The sequence below is a fragment of the Streptomyces sp. NPDC001663 genome (assembly GCF_042893105.1).
Classification (GTDB): Bacteria; Actinomycetota; Actinomycetes; order Streptomycetales; family Streptomycetaceae; genus Streptomyces.
On record NZ_JBIAUR010000009.1, the window covers coordinates 285701 to 298698 of the forward strand.

Annotated in this window: 9 protein-coding genes and 1 pseudogene; 3 read left to right on the forward strand and 7 right to left on the reverse strand. The window is 71.2% G+C overall.

Going from position 1 to position 12998, the window contains the following annotated elements:
* Positions 1 to 64: 64 nt before the first annotated feature.
* Positions 65 to 943, forward strand: a pseudogene (locus ACFY1L_RS29065) (D-alanyl-D-alanine carboxypeptidase family protein); the annotation flags it as partial.
* Positions 944 to 993: 50 nt separating this feature from the next.
* On the opposite strand, the gene ACFY1L_RS29070 reads toward ACFY1L_RS29065, so the two are convergent.
* Positions 994 to 2325, reverse strand: a complete 1332-nt coding sequence (locus ACFY1L_RS29070; RefSeq protein ID WP_388830641.1) for a glycosyltransferase 87 family protein — start codon at positions 2323 to 2325, stop codon at positions 994 to 996.
* Positions 2322 to 3716: a polyprenol phosphomannose-dependent alpha 1,6 mannosyltransferase MptB gene (mptB, locus tag ACFY1L_RS29075; RefSeq protein ID WP_388830644.1), complete on the reverse strand. Its 1395-nt coding sequence runs from the start codon at positions 3714 to 3716 to the stop codon at positions 2322 to 2324. Before mptB ends, ACFY1L_RS29070 begins: the two co-directional genes overlap by 4 nt.
* 177 nt (positions 3717 to 3893) lie before the next feature.
* On the opposite strand from mptB, the gene ACFY1L_RS29080 reads away from it, so the two are divergent.
* Positions 3894 to 4664: an alpha/beta fold hydrolase gene (locus ACFY1L_RS29080; RefSeq protein ID WP_388830647.1), complete on the forward strand. Its 771-nt coding sequence runs from the start codon at positions 3894 to 3896 to the stop codon at positions 4662 to 4664.
* 9 nt (positions 4665 to 4673) lie between these two features.
* Here the strand turns inward: ACFY1L_RS29080 and ACFY1L_RS29085 are convergent, their stop codons facing one another.
* On the reverse strand, positions 4674 to 5612 hold the full coding sequence (locus ACFY1L_RS29085) for a glutaminase (protein ID WP_388831095.1): 939 nt from the start codon (positions 5610 to 5612) through the stop codon (positions 4674 to 4676).
* A 179-nt stretch (positions 5613 to 5791) separates the two neighbouring features.
* On the opposite strand from ACFY1L_RS29085, the gene ACFY1L_RS29090 reads away from it, so the two are divergent.
* On the forward strand, positions 5792 to 7540 hold the full coding sequence (locus ACFY1L_RS29090) for a right-handed parallel beta-helix repeat-containing protein (protein ID WP_388830649.1): 1749 nt from the start codon (positions 5792 to 5794) through the stop codon (positions 7538 to 7540).
* Here the strand turns inward: ACFY1L_RS29090 and ACFY1L_RS29095 are convergent.
* From ACFY1L_RS29095 to ACFY1L_RS29110, 4 genes are all read right to left on the reverse strand, one after another.
* Positions 7474 to 8901, reverse strand: coding sequence for a UDP-glucose dehydrogenase family protein (locus ACFY1L_RS29095; RefSeq protein WP_388830651.1), 1428 nt, complete (start codon positions 8899 to 8901; stop codon positions 7474 to 7476). The two genes, ACFY1L_RS29090 and ACFY1L_RS29095, sit on opposite strands and share 67 nt — an antisense overlap.
* 37 nt (positions 8902 to 8938) lie before the next feature.
* Entirely contained in the window at positions 8939 to 9961 is a 1023-nt protein-coding gene (gene galE / locus ACFY1L_RS29100) for a UDP-glucose 4-epimerase GalE (protein ID WP_388830653.1), read from the reverse strand.
* Between the two features lie 61 nt (positions 9962 to 10022).
* Positions 10023 to 11894 carry a glycosyltransferase gene (locus ACFY1L_RS29105; protein WP_388830655.1) on the reverse strand — a complete coding sequence of 624 codons (1872 nt, stop codon included), beginning with the start codon at positions 11892 to 11894 and terminating at the stop codon, positions 10023 to 10025.
* A complete protein-coding gene (locus ACFY1L_RS29110; RefSeq protein WP_388830657.1) occupies positions 11891 to 12919 on the reverse strand; it encodes a UDP-glucuronic acid decarboxylase family protein in 1029 nt (342 codons plus the stop codon). Before ACFY1L_RS29110 ends, ACFY1L_RS29105 begins: the two co-directional genes overlap by 4 nt.
* Between the last annotated feature and the right edge of the window lie 79 nt (positions 12920 to 12998).

A 12998-nucleotide genomic window follows, 5' to 3' on the forward strand; every position in this document is an offset into this window, starting at 1 on the left:
CACGCGCCCCGCTCGGCCCTGGCACCGCCGCGTTCGACCGGCTCGTTTCTACGTTGATCATATGATGATCGGAATCACGTCCCGAGCTGCCCTCTCCACCTGCGCGCTGTGCGTGGCCGGCCTCCTGAGCTTCACCCCCTCGGCCCTGGCCTCCGGCGGCGGCCCGGGGCCCACGCCCGCCCAGCCGCGGGCAGCGACGCCGCATCCCTCGCTGCTCTACCACCCGGGCACCCAGCTCCACCCCCGCGGCGACGCCCCCGTCCTCCCCGACGTCTCCGCCCTGTCCTGGCTGGTGGCCGACGCCCGCTCCGGAGACGTGCTCGCCGCGCACGACGCGCACCGCAGGCTGCCGCCCGCGAGCACGCTCAAGACCCTGTTCGCACTCACCGTGCTGCCTGTCCTGCCCGCGGGCATCCGGCACACGGTGCGGGAGAAGGAGCTGGAAGGCATCGGGGCGGGCAGCAGCCTGGTCGGGGTCGCCGAGGGGCACACCTACCGGGTCGCCGACCTGTGGCGCGGTGTCTTTCTCAACTCCGGGAACGACGCCGTGCACGTCCTGGCCTCGCTGAACGGCGGCTGGCGTGCGACGGCCGCGCGGATGCAGGCCAAGGCCCGCTCGCTCGGCGCCCTCGACACGCATGTGCGCTCGCCCGACGGCTACGACACGCCGGGCCAGGTGTCGTCCGCGTACGACCTGGCGGTGTTCGGCCGGGCGGGGCTGCGCAACGCGGAGTTCGCGCGGTATTGCGGCACGGCCTGGGCCTGGTTCCCGGGCGGTGGCGACGGGTCGTACGAGATCGTGAACACCAATCGGCTGCTGACCGGGGCGGACGGCGTGGAGCCGTACCGGGGGCTGATCGGCGTCAAGAACGGCTACACCAGCAACGCGGGCAACACGCTCGTCGCCGCGGCGCGCCGGGACGGGCGCACGCTCGTGGTCACGGTGATGAATCCGCAGGCGGGCGGCGGGTTCACCGTGTACGAGGAGGCCCGTCAGTTGCTCGACTGGGGGTTCGGGGCCGCCGGACGAGTCGCGCCCGTGGGCTCGCTGGACGCCCTGCGGGTCGGGCCGTCCCCGGAGCCCCACCCGGTGCCCGCGGCCGTCTCGCCGGAGCGGGGCACGGGCTGGCCGGAGACGGGGGTCATCTCCGCTGCCGCTGCGATCGGTGCGGGCGCGGTGGCGCTGGTGTTGCGCGTCAAGGGCGTCCGGCCGGTGGAGAGTTGACCGGTCGGCAGCCACAGCAGCAGGCCGAGGGTGATCCACGCGTAGATGTTGCTGCCGAGGAATCCGTCGATGCCGGAGGCGTCGTGGAACCACAGCCACACCACGCTGGTGCACAGCACGGCGTACAGGGCGCCCGCGATACGTGGGTGCCCGGCGCGGATCAGCACGGCGAAGGACGGCAGCAGCCACACGAGGTGGTGCACCCAGGTGATCGGGCTGACCAGGCAGGCGGCCAGGCCGGTGAGGGCGAACGCGGCCGGCCAGTCGCCCAGGGTGAGCGCACGGTGCGTCCGGTACGCCCAGACGGCCAGGACCAGCAGGACCGCCGCCGCCCACATCGTGCGGTCCGGTTCGCCGAGGCGGGCCAGGATGCCCTGCAGCGACTGGTTGGAGACGTAGTCGAGGCGGCCCACCCGGTTGGTGTCCCACAGGGCCCGGGTCCAGTAGAAGCGGGAGGCGTCGGGTGCCACCCAGGCCGCGAACGCGGTGGCCGCGCCGGTGACGGCCGTCGCTGTGGCGGCCGCGCGCCAACGTCGGGCGAGCAGGAGCAGGCCGATGAAGACGGCGGGGGTGAGCTTGATCGCGGCCGCCAGGCCGATGCCGACGCCCGCCCAGCGGTCCCGTCCGGTGCGCAGCAGCCAGGCGTCGGTCAGGACCAGGGCCAGCAGCAGAAGGTTGACCTGACCGAAGCTGAAGGTGTCGCGCAGTGGCTCGAAGAGGGCTAGGACGCAGGCGCCCAGGGCACAGCCGTACCAGCCGTAGCGCCGCCACGCCCCCTTGGTCAGGATGTGCACGACCATCGCCAGGGCCGCCAGGTTGAGCAGCACCGAGCAGGCGATCGCCGTGTGCAGGCCCAGCAGCGCCATGGGCAGCATGCAGACGGCCGCGAACGGCGGGTAGGTGAAGCCGTATGTCGTACCCGGCACCCGGTAGTCGTAGAGCCGTCCGCCGTCATGGACCCAGGTGTTGACGGCCCCGTAGTAGACGCGCAGGTCGAACCAGTCGCGCAGCAGCGGCACGGTCGCGGTGAAGACGGTGACGGCGGCGGCGAGGGCGAGGACCAGCAGGAGGCGGCCGCGGTCGGTGCGGGGCGGGGTCATGCCGTGCGCTCCAGGGCGGGTGCCTGGGCCGCCTGGTGGGCTTGCCACAGCACGACGACGGCGAGCGCGCCCCCGGAGACGGCCAGCATCAGCTGCCCGCTGTCCACCGGGCCGCCGCTCGGCAGGGTGGCGAGCGCGAGCACTCCCGTCACGGCCGCCACCCGGTGCCGTACCGAAGTGGTGGGCGCCGCCGCGGCGATCAGGAACAGTCCCCACAGGGCGTACCAGGGGCGAATCGCCGGGCCGAAGGCGGCCACCGTGGCGAGGCTCAGGCCCAGCGCGTAGACCGGGCGCGGGCGCAGCCGCCACCATATGGCCGCCACCAGTACGGCGGTGACCGCGAGGCCGAGCACGTGCCAGGCCGGGAGGGCCAGGGGGGCCAGGTCGCTGCCGAGGCGTTCCAGCAGGGCGCCGGTGGCCCGGCCGAGGAGGCTGCTGAGGGCCCAGTTGTGCGGGGAGACGGGCGTGTCGAGGGCGCCTATCCAGCCGTATCCGGTGCCGGCGACGGCGGTCGCGGCGACCGTGGTGGCCGCGGCGGCCAGGACGGTCGTCGCGACGGCCTTGGCGGGCCGGCGTCCGGCCCGCACCTGGAGCACCACGACCGCGGCGAGCCCGAGCACGGCGGGTGCCTTGACCAGGGCGGCGAGCGTGACCAGCACGGCACCCAGTACCGGCCACCGGCCGAGTGCCGCGACCAGGCCGACGCCGAGCAGGCCGAGCATGATCGCGTCGTTGTGGGCGCCGGCGACCAGGTGCAGCAGGACGAGCGGGTTGAGGGCGCCGAGCCAGAGCGCTGCGGCCGGGTCGGCGCCGCTGTGCCGGGCGAGCCGGGGCAGCGCGGCCGCCATCAGGCCCACGCCGAGCAGCGCGACCAGCCGCATCCCCACCAGGCCCGCGGGCAGTTCGCCGCGGGTCAGACCGGACAGCGCGGAGGCGACGGCGAGGAAGACGGGGCCGTACGGCGCTCCGGTGTGCCGCCACAGCGGGGCGACCTCGTCGGCCAGCGGGCCGCCCAGCTGGGCGGGCCCGTGCGCGTACACGTCCATGTGGGCGTCGACCATGGCGCCCTGCGCGAGGTAGCTGTAGACGTCCCGGCTGAACAGGGGCGGGGCGAGAAGCAGCGGCGCGGCCCAGACGGCGAGGACGAGCAGCAGGTCGCGCGGGGTGGGCGGTTCGGCGCTGCGGACGAGCCGCCCGAGCAGCAGCCATGCGGCTATCAGCAGGACGACGCCGAAGTAGACGCCGACCAGGCCCAGCGCCGCATGGATGTTGGCGGGGGCCAGCAGGTCTCGTACCGGCAGCGCGCCGGAGGTCTCACCGCCCAGGGCGAGGAAGGCGGTGCCGGCCAGGCCCAGCACCTGACAGCGGCGGAGATCGACGGGAAAAGCCATGGCCAACACTCGGGAATCGTGTCAACGCCGGGTGGCCGGAACTTGACGCTCCGCCTTCCGGTCGGGGGCCTGCGTGTGACCGGCGTGTGATCTCGGGTGTCCGACCGATGAGTTCTCCGGGTGCGGAGGGTCTGCCTGGTACCCGACACTCGTATCCGACCCCGCAGAACGGACGTGATGACCGTGCCGTACAGCTCCGCCCACGCCAAGGTGAACGGCCTGGAGATGTACTACGAGGTCCACGGCGCCGGCGACGACACCCGCCGTCCGCTGGTGCTGCTGCACGGCGGTGTGCACACCGTCGACCTGTCCTTCGCCGCCGTGCTGCCCATGCTGGCGGCGGACCGCCGCGTCGTGGCGCCCGAGCTGCAGGGGCACGGCCACACGGCGGACACCGACCGCGACCTGACGGTGCCGAACCTCGCCTCGGACGTCGTGGCGCTCCTCGACGAACTGGGCATCGAGCAGGCCGACTTCATCGGCTTCAGCCTGGGCGGACTGACCGCGCTCGAGGTCGCCGTACGGCACCCCGAGCGCGTCGGACGGCTGGTGCTCGCCGCCACGCAGTACCAGCAGGGCGGCTACTACGAGGAGATCAGCACCCCTGGCTCCACCTCCCCTCGGCTTCCCACTCAGGCCGACTTCCAGGAGATGGCGGACGCGTACGCAGCCGTCGCGCCGCACCCCGAGCACTTCCAGGACTTCCTCGCCAAGGTCTCGGCCGCGGCGCACGCTCCGCTGCCGTGGACGGCCGACGACCTGCGCGGGCTGGAGGCGCCCACGCTGCTGGTCATCGGCGACACCGACTTCGTACGCGTGGAGCACGCGGCGGAGATGCAGCGGCTGATCCCCAGGGCGGCGCTGGCGGTCCTGCCGTCCACCACGCACGTGGCGTTGATGCGGCGCACGTCCCTGTTGCTGCCGCTGCTGGCGGAGTTCCTGGGCTGAGCCGCCGGTTCAGAACACCGACACCCCGGTCAGGGTCGTGAAGCGGTCCAGCGCCGCGACTCCCGCCACCGAGTTGCCGCGCTCGTCGAGCCCGGGGCTCCACACGCACAGCGTGCAGCGGCCGGGGACGACCGCGATGATGCCGCCGCCGACACCGCTCTTGCCGGGCAGACCGACCCGGTAGGCGAACTCGCCCGCCGCGTCGTACGTCCCGCAGGTCAGCATCACCGCGTTGACCTGCTTGGCCTGGCTGCGGGTGAGCAGCCGGGTGCCGTCGGCACGGATGCCGTGGCGGGCCAGGAAGCCGGTGGCCAGGGCCAGGTCGGCGCAGGAAGCGGTGATGGAGCACTGGCGGAAGTACTGGTCGAGCAGGGCCGGGATCGGGTTCTCGATGTTGCCGTAGGACGCCATGAAGTGGGCGAGCGCGGCGTTGCGGTTGCCATGTCCGGCCTCGGAGGCGGCGACGTCCTTGTCGAAGTCCAGCGTGGGGTTGCCGCTCTCGGTGCGCAGGAAGGTCAGCAGTTCGCCGGCCGCGTCTCCGCTACGGGTCTGCAGACGGTCGGTGACGACGAGCGCTCCCGCGTTGATGAACGGGTTGCGCGGGATTCCGCTCTCGTACTCGAGTTGGACCAGGGAGTTGAAGGGGTTGCCGGAGGGCTCGCGGCCCACGTGTTCCCAGAGTTCGTCGCCCTCGCGGGCCAGGTCGAGGGCGAGGGTGAAGACCTTGGTGATGGACTGCGTGGAGAACGGCTGCCGCCAGTCCCCCACCCCGTAGACCGTGCCGTCCAGCTCCGCGACCGCCATGCCGAAGCGACGCGGGTCGCAGGCCGCGAGCGCCGGGATGTAGTCGGCGGGGCGGCCGCGGCCGGGGGTGCGTTCGATCTCTTCTGCGATGCGCTCCAGGACCGGCTGGAAGGAGTGGGACGACGTCGTTGTCATGATCACCATCATGCCGCAAACGCGCGCAGTGGGTTCCGCCCGTTCGTGGCAGCGGGCAGGAGTCCGATCAGGCATGTCTTGGGGCGAACTCCGCGTGCTGGCCCGTCAGTCCCGAGCCCGCACGTCAAGGTGAGGCGACACGGTCTCAACGAACCCGGGGCCGTACAGCCCTTGAGACAGGAGCGAGATTGCGCCAGCGGATCGAATGCACCGAAGTCCCCGGCTCGCTTCGGCGGGAGCACGGGGGCGGATCCGAGCCGGTCGGCGGGCTGCCGCGGCGACGCGCCGCGGTGGGCCTGTGCGCGATGGTGGTGCTGCTGGCCGGATGCAGCCTGCCTTCACCGCACGTGCCCCTTCGGACGAACGCACAGGGCGGACGGGACTTCTACGTCAGCCCGCAGGGCGACGACAGCGCCGACGGCCGGACCCCCGCGACCGCCTGGCGCACGCTGAGGCACGCCGATGCCCTGCGGTTCAAGCCGGCCGACCGGTTGCGGCTCCAGGGCGGCGCCCGCTTTCCGGGCACACTGAGCATCGGTCAGGGGGACGCGGGCAACGCCCGCAAGCCTCTCGTGATCGAGTCCTACGGAAACGGGCGGGCGACGATCGAGGCCGCCGGCACGCGGGGCATCGAGGTGCACAACACGAGCGGGGTCGTCATCCGCAACCTGATCGTCGTCGGCGACGGCGCGGCCTACCGGGACGAGGACGGTATCGCCTTCGTGAGCGATCTGCCGGGTCACCGCAAGTTGCCGTACATCCGGGTCTCCGGTGTCGAGGTGACGGGGTTCCGCAACGGCATCCGGCTGCACGGCGGCGCCCAGGCGTCCGGCTTCCGCAGCGTGCAGATCTACGACTGCTCGCTGCACACCAACCAGGACGCGGGACTCGTGACCGACGGCCCCGCATTCGACGCGGACGCGCCCGAGTACGCCCACGAGGACGTGACGGTGTCGAAGGTGAGCGCGTACCAGAACGTCGGCGACCCCGAGGCGTCCGGCCGCAACACGGGAAGCGGCATCGTGCTCGGCAGCGTCCGCCACGGCACGGTGCAGCAGTCCGTCGCCCGGGACAACGGGGCGTCCTCCTCGGCGACCGCCATGGAGGGCCCCGAGGGCATCTGGGCGTACGACTCGACGCGGATGACGTTCCAGCGGAACATCTCCTACGACAACCACTCCGGTTCGCAGGTGGACGGCGGCGGCTTCGGCCTGGACAACAACGTGTCCCACTCGCTGATGCAGTACAACCTGGCCTACGGAAACGACGGGGCGGGCTTCCTGGCGTACTCCGCCATCTGGAACTCGGTCCACACGGACAACACGATCCGGTACAACGTCAGCCACAACAACGGCCGCAAGATCCAGGACTACGGCGGCATCGTGGCGGAGGGGTCACGGGTCACCCATCTGTCCATCTACCAGAACACGGTGCTGATCACGGCGAACGGCTCCGTCCGCGCACCGGCGCTCCGGCTCCAGCCCAACCTCGGTTCTGTCACCGTCCGCAACAACGTGTTCGTCACGGACGGCGCACCCGTAGTGGCCGCCCAGGGGGCCTTCAGTACGTCGGACGTGCTGATGCAGGGCAACGACTACCACAGCAAGGGCGGCTGGATCCTGCAGTGGGGCGACCGCTGGTACACCGACCTGGCCTCCTGGCGCCGTGCGGCGGGCCAGGAGGCGCAGGGCGCGCGGGCGACCGGCACCGACGCCGACCCCTGCCTGGCCCAGGTCGCGCTGCCCGCGTCCGGCCCGAACCTGTACGGCATCGGGCCGACACGCGGCGCCCTGGCGTCCCAGTGCGTGGGCACGCTGGCCGGTGCCGCTGTCGACCTGCGGGCCTTGGGGGTGAAGCCGGGGGCGGTGGACTACTTCGGAGCGCGGCTGAGGGGGTCTCCCGTCGTCGGGGCCGTGCAGGCCGTTCCGAAGGCGTGAGGGATCGTCACTCTGATCGCGTCGCCGTGGCCCGGTGCCGGGACGGGAGCGGGGCGTCCCAGGGCGCGCAGGTGCCAGCCGGCCGCCCGCCAGATCGCCGGGTCCAGGGCGTTGCGGGCGTCCAGCATCCGTGGTGCCCGGACCACCTCGGCCAGCTCGACCGGGTCGAGGGTGCGGTACTGGCACCATTCGGTGAGGTGCAGCACCACGTCCGCGTCCTCGCACGCCTTGACGACGTCCGTGCAGTACGCCGGCCCGGGCAGCACCTCTCGCGCGTTGTCGAGGCCTTCCGGGTCGTGGACGACGACCTCGGCGCCCTGAGCGACGATCTCCGCGGTGACGGCCAGGGCCGGTGAGTCGCGCACGTCGTCGCTGTCGGGTTTGAAGGTGGCGCCGAGCACGGCCACCCGCCGTCCGTCGAGGCTGCCGCCCACGAGCTGACGAGCGAGGTCGACCGTCCGGACGCGCTGGTGCTGGTTGATCCGGTCGATCTGACGAAGGAAGCTCACCGCCTCGCCCACCTGCAGCTCCTCGGCCCGGGCCAGGAACGCGCGGATGTCCTTGGGCAGGCAGCCACCGCCGAACCCGAGGCCGGCGGACAGGAAGCGCCGCCCGATGCGCGCATCGTGGCCGAGCGCGTCGGCCAGGGTGACCACGTCGGCGCCCGCCGCGTCACAGACCTCCGCCATGGCGTTGATGAACGAGATCTTCGTGGCCAGGAAGGAGTTGGCGGCGACCTTCACCAGCTCCGCGGTGGCGGGATCGGTTCCGATGCAGGGAGTGCCGGCACGCAACAGCGGTGCGTACACCTCGCGCAGTCTCTCCTCGGCCCGGGACGAGGTGACCCCGAGGACCAGACGGTCGGGGCACAGCGTGTCCTGGACCGCGAACCCCTCGCGCAGGAACTCCGGGTTCCAGGCGACCTCGGCGTCGACGCCGGGGCGCAGGCGTGCCGTCATCCTGCGGCTGAGCGACCGGGTGGTACCGACCGGAACGGTCGACTTGCCGACGATCAGGGCCTCCCGGGTCAGCAGCGGTGCCAGGCCGTCCACGACCGCCTCCACATGGCGCAGGTCTGCGGCGAGCGAGTCGGCGCGCTGCGGGGTGCCGACGCACACGAAGTGTGCGTCGGCGAAGTTCGCGGCCTCCTCCAGCGAGGTGGTGAACCGCAGCCGTCCGGCCTGGGTGTTCCGGATGAGGATCTCCGGCAGACCGGGCTCGAAGAAAGGCGCCCGGCCCGCCGCCAACGCCTCGATCTTCCTCGTGTCCGTGTCGACGCCGAGGACATCGTGTCCGATCTCCGCCATGCACGCGGCGTGCACGGCTCCGAGGTATCCGGTACCGATGACGGTCAACCGCATCAAGTCCTCCTGTCTCGCGGGCCACCGAATCCCTGGGTCAGCGGGAGTAGCCGTCCGGGTTGAGTTGCTGGAACCGCCAGGCGTCACGGCACATGGCGGCGAGATCACGTGTGGTGGTCCAGTCCCAGGCCGCAGCAACCGCGCGCGCATCGGCGACGAGTTCGGCCACATCGCCCGGCCTGCGGTCGACGATCTCGTAGGGAATCGGGCGGCCGCTCGCCTCGCCGAAGGCGGCGACCAGTTGGAGCACGGAGGTTCCGGTACCGGTGCCGAGGTTGAACGTCTGCATGCCCGTGCGGTCGTCCAGGTGCTCCACGGCCACCCGGTGTCCCTCTGCGACGTCCATGACGTGGATGTAGTCCCGAACGCCGGTGCCGTCGTGCGTGGCGTAGTCGTTTCCGAAGACGCTGAGCTTCTGCCGGCGTCCCACGGCGATCTGGGCGACGTACGGCATCACGTTGTTCGGTACGCCTCGCGGATCCTCGCCGAGCAGGCCGCTCGGGTGCGCTCCGACCGGGTTGAAGTAGCGCAGAGCGAGCACCCCCAGCTCCGCCAGGTGGGCGCAGACGTCCTCCAGGATCCGCTCGCACATCAGCTTGGTGCGGGCGTAGGGGTTCGTGGGTGCCACGGGGCTCTGCTCGGTCAGGGGAACCGTCTGCGCGTCGCCGTACACGGAGCACGAGGAGGAGAAGACCAGCCGGTGGACCCGGTGTTCGCGCATGACCGACAGCAGGGTGCAGGTGCCGCCCACGTTCGTGTCGTAGTACTCGACCGGATGGGCCACCGACTCACCGACCGCCTTGTGGGCCGCGAAGTGGATGACCGAGTCCACCCGGTGACGGGCGAACACCTCTGCGAGGGCCTTCCGGTCGCGCACGTCGACGTGGAAGGCGCCGGCGAGCGGTCGGCCCGCGGTCTTGGCGATGCGTTCCAGGGCGTGGGGCGAGCTGTTGACGTGGTTGTCGACCACGACGACCTCGTAGCCGTGGGCGAGAAGTTCGACGCAGGTGTGGCTGCCGATGAAACCTGCGCCACCGGTCACCAGGACCGTTTCGGGCATGGGGCACCTCGTTTCGTCTGGGGAAGGGCATCCGGTCGGGACGCCGGACGTGCAGGTGGCGTCAACCAGTGATGAATCCGCGCAGATAGAGGGGGAAGATCAGCAGTGCCCAGGCCAGAGGTACGAGGGCGAGGAGACCCGCGGTCAACGGCAGGGCGGCGGTGCGCAGGGCCCGGCGCACGCCGACGCCGGCCGATCTGGCGGTCTCCCGGATGTGCAGCGTGCCGACCGCGAGGGTGACCAGGGCGTAGGAGAGCGAACCGAGCAGGCACAGGAAGACGTAGCCGACGGCAGGACCGGTCAGCTCCCCGACCACGGCCGCGCCGGACAGGACGACGGTGATCAGGAGGTAGGGCAGCATCAGGCGCAGCGGCAGAGGTTCCATCCCGTCACGGCTCTTCGGCGTGACCTTGAAGACGACCTTCTTCGGCCGCAGCCGCTGCATCAGGGCGACGGCGGCTCCGCAGGCGACGTACGGCCAGCGGGCCAGGGCGAACAGCCAGCCCTCCCAGCTCAGCACCGGCGCGTCGACGGGCCGCAGCAGACCGCGCCGACGCAGCAGCATGGTCAGCAGGACCAGGAAGAACGACATGGCCCAGAAGTGCCCGAGGAAGGACAGGTAGTCGACGTCGACCCACGGGATGCCCGTGACGGCAGCGACCGGTGGCAGCAGCAGACCGCAGGTGGTGGTCAGCGCCAGCAGCGGGTAGTACGACAGGGCGAACGCGAACCGGAGCCGGAGCCGGCCGGGCATGCGCCGCAGATGCTTCGGGAGCATGCCGAGCAGCATCACCACCAGGCTCCGTGACCACTGGAACTCCTGGGTCACCATCGCGGCGAACGTGATGGGGCCGTCGCCGTGCGCCTCCGCGTCGATGGCGAAGGCGCCGTGCCAGCCCGCGGAGTTCAGCAGGAAGGTCGTCGAGAAGTCCTCGGCCAGTTCGGGCCCCAGTCCGCCGATGTCCCGCAGGGCCCGGGTCCGCACGGCGTAGTGGGAACCGATGCACAGCGGGGCCAGACCGTCGGTGTGGCCCAGTTGCATCGGTCCGTGGAACGTGGCCTCGCGGTGCAGCCGTCCGCGCGCCGACCAGGAGGTACGGGCGTTGGCGTCGCACACGCTGGGTGCGGCCACGTAGCCGATGGCCGGATCGGCGAACGGCCGGACCATCTCCGCCAGGTAGCAGGGGTGGGGTACGTGGTCGACATCGAGCTGGGCCACCACGTCGTAGTCCCGGTACCCCCAGTGGTCGTAGAAGTGGGCGAGGTTGCCCTCCTTGCACCGGGTGCGCCGCGGCCAGACGTCCCGGTGGTACGAGGCGACACCGCGCCGGCAGGACACGCGCACACCGTTCGCCGCGCACCAGTCGAGGATCTCCTGGTCCGGGTCCTCGTCGCACAGCCATACGTCGTAGGAGTGCGGGAAGTCCTGGTGCAGCATCGCGCTCAGGGTGGTGCGGGCCACCTTCCAGGGCTCCGACGGCGCCCGCGTCACCACGAACGCGGTCCGCAGCGGGGACACCTCGATCTCCGGGGAGAGGGTGCGCAGCCGCAGCACGGCGACGATGAAGTACAGCGGCAGGAGCGACAGATACAGCAACAGTGCGCTGTTCACCGCGAACCCCACCCAGCCGACCCGGTGCTCCTCGCGCAGCCACCACTCCCAGAAGCAGACGAGGGCGGCCACCCAGCACGCCGAGAGCAGCACCACCGTCAGCCGGTCCGTTGGCCGCAGACGGGGGACCCAGGTGCCGGGGCGCGACTCGAGTGCTCTGGGCTGCTTGGCGAACACCGGTCCGTCGGCCGGTGTGTCGACGACGTTTCCCTCCGAAAGCGTCCGCAGATGGGCTTGCAGTGTGTCGCCGGGGTTGTCCGGCGAGGTCAGTGTGGGGCCGAGGGTAATGCCCGACGAGAGGTCGGGATCCGTCTGGGTCACGATGCGGCGGGGGTCGCGCCCAACGGGCTGGGTACGGCCGTGGTGACGCCGGCCTGCTGACCGCCCCGGATCGCCGCGAGTGCGGCGGCGACGTCGTCGGGTCTGGCGGCGAACCATTCCACCGTGCGCCGCAGACCGTCCTCGATCCCGACGTCCGGGCGCCAGCCCAGACGCTCCGACGCCCGAGTGATCACCGGCCGGCGACGTGTGGGGTCGTCGACGGGCAGCGGATGGAACTGGACCTCTGCCTGAGACCTCGTCAGGTTGAGTACGCGATCCGCGAGTTCGAGAACGGTCAGTTCCTCGGGGTTGCCCAGGTTCACCGGACCGGGCTCGTCGCGGTCGAGCATGGCGAGGATTCCGCGCACCAGGTCGTCCACGTAGCAGAAACTGCGCGTCTGTTTTCCGTCGCCGTAGACGGTCAACGGCTCTCCGGCGAGCGCCTGAACGACAAAGCTGGACACGACGCGCCCGTCGTGCGGGCGCATGCGCGGACCGTAGGTGTTGAAGATCCGCACAATCCCGGTATTCGTACCGCAGTGTGTCCGATAGGCCTGGGTGATTGCCTCGGAGAACCTTTTCGCCTCGTCGTATACGCTGCGCGGTCCGATCGGATTCACATGCCCCCAGTACGTTTCGTCCTGCGGGTGCACTTCGGGGTCCCCGTACACCTCGCTCGTGGACGCGAGCACGAAGCGGGCGTCGTGGTGCGTCGCCAGACGCAGTGCGTTCTCCGTGCCGCGGCTGCCCACGGCAAGAGTTTCCAGCGGGCGTCGGAGATAGTCGGGGGGCGAGGCGGGGCTCGCCAGGTGGGCCACCGCGTCGACGGCACCGGCCACCCCGATCGAACGGCTGACATCGGTGCGGACGAGTTCGAATGCCGGATTCCCGATGAACGGGGCGATGTTCTCGGGGTCTCCGGTCGAGAAGTCGTCGAGGCAGACGACTTCGTCACCGCGTCGGAGAAGTGTCTCGCACAGATGCGAGCCGAGAAAACCGCCGCCACCCGTAACGGCCACACGCATGAATTCTCCTGGATTCATCGAAGCATTCCGTCACTCCGCCCAACGGCAGGAGACGGCCTGTTTCGAAGGCCGCAGAATT

Coding starts and splice junctions, on each gene's coding strand:
- ACFY1L_RS29095 (WP_388830651.1), bottom strand. CDS start 8,901: ATGCGGTTGACCGTCATCGGTACCGGATACCTCGGAGCCGTGCACGCC.
- ACFY1L_RS29070 (WP_388830641.1), bottom strand. CDS start 2,325: ATGACCCCGCCCCGCACCGACCGCGGCCGCCTCCTGCTGGTCCTCGCC.
- ACFY1L_RS29085 (WP_388831095.1), bottom strand. CDS start 5,612: ATGGTGATCATGACAACGACGTCGTCCCACTCCTTCCAGCCGGTCCTG.
- galE (WP_388830653.1), bottom strand. CDS start 9,961: ATGCCCGAAACGGTCCTGGTGACCGGTGGCGCAGGTTTCATCGGCAGC.
- ACFY1L_RS29080 (WP_388830647.1), top strand. CDS start 3,894: ATGACCGTGCCGTACAGCTCCGCCCACGCCAAGGTGAACGGCCTGGAG.
- ACFY1L_RS29110 (WP_388830657.1), bottom strand. CDS start 12,919: ATGCGTGTGGCCGTTACGGGTGGCGGCGGTTTTCTCGGCTCGCATCTG.
- mptB (WP_388830644.1), bottom strand. CDS start 3,716: ATGGCTTTTCCCGTCGATCTCCGCCGCTGTCAGGTGCTGGGCCTGGCC.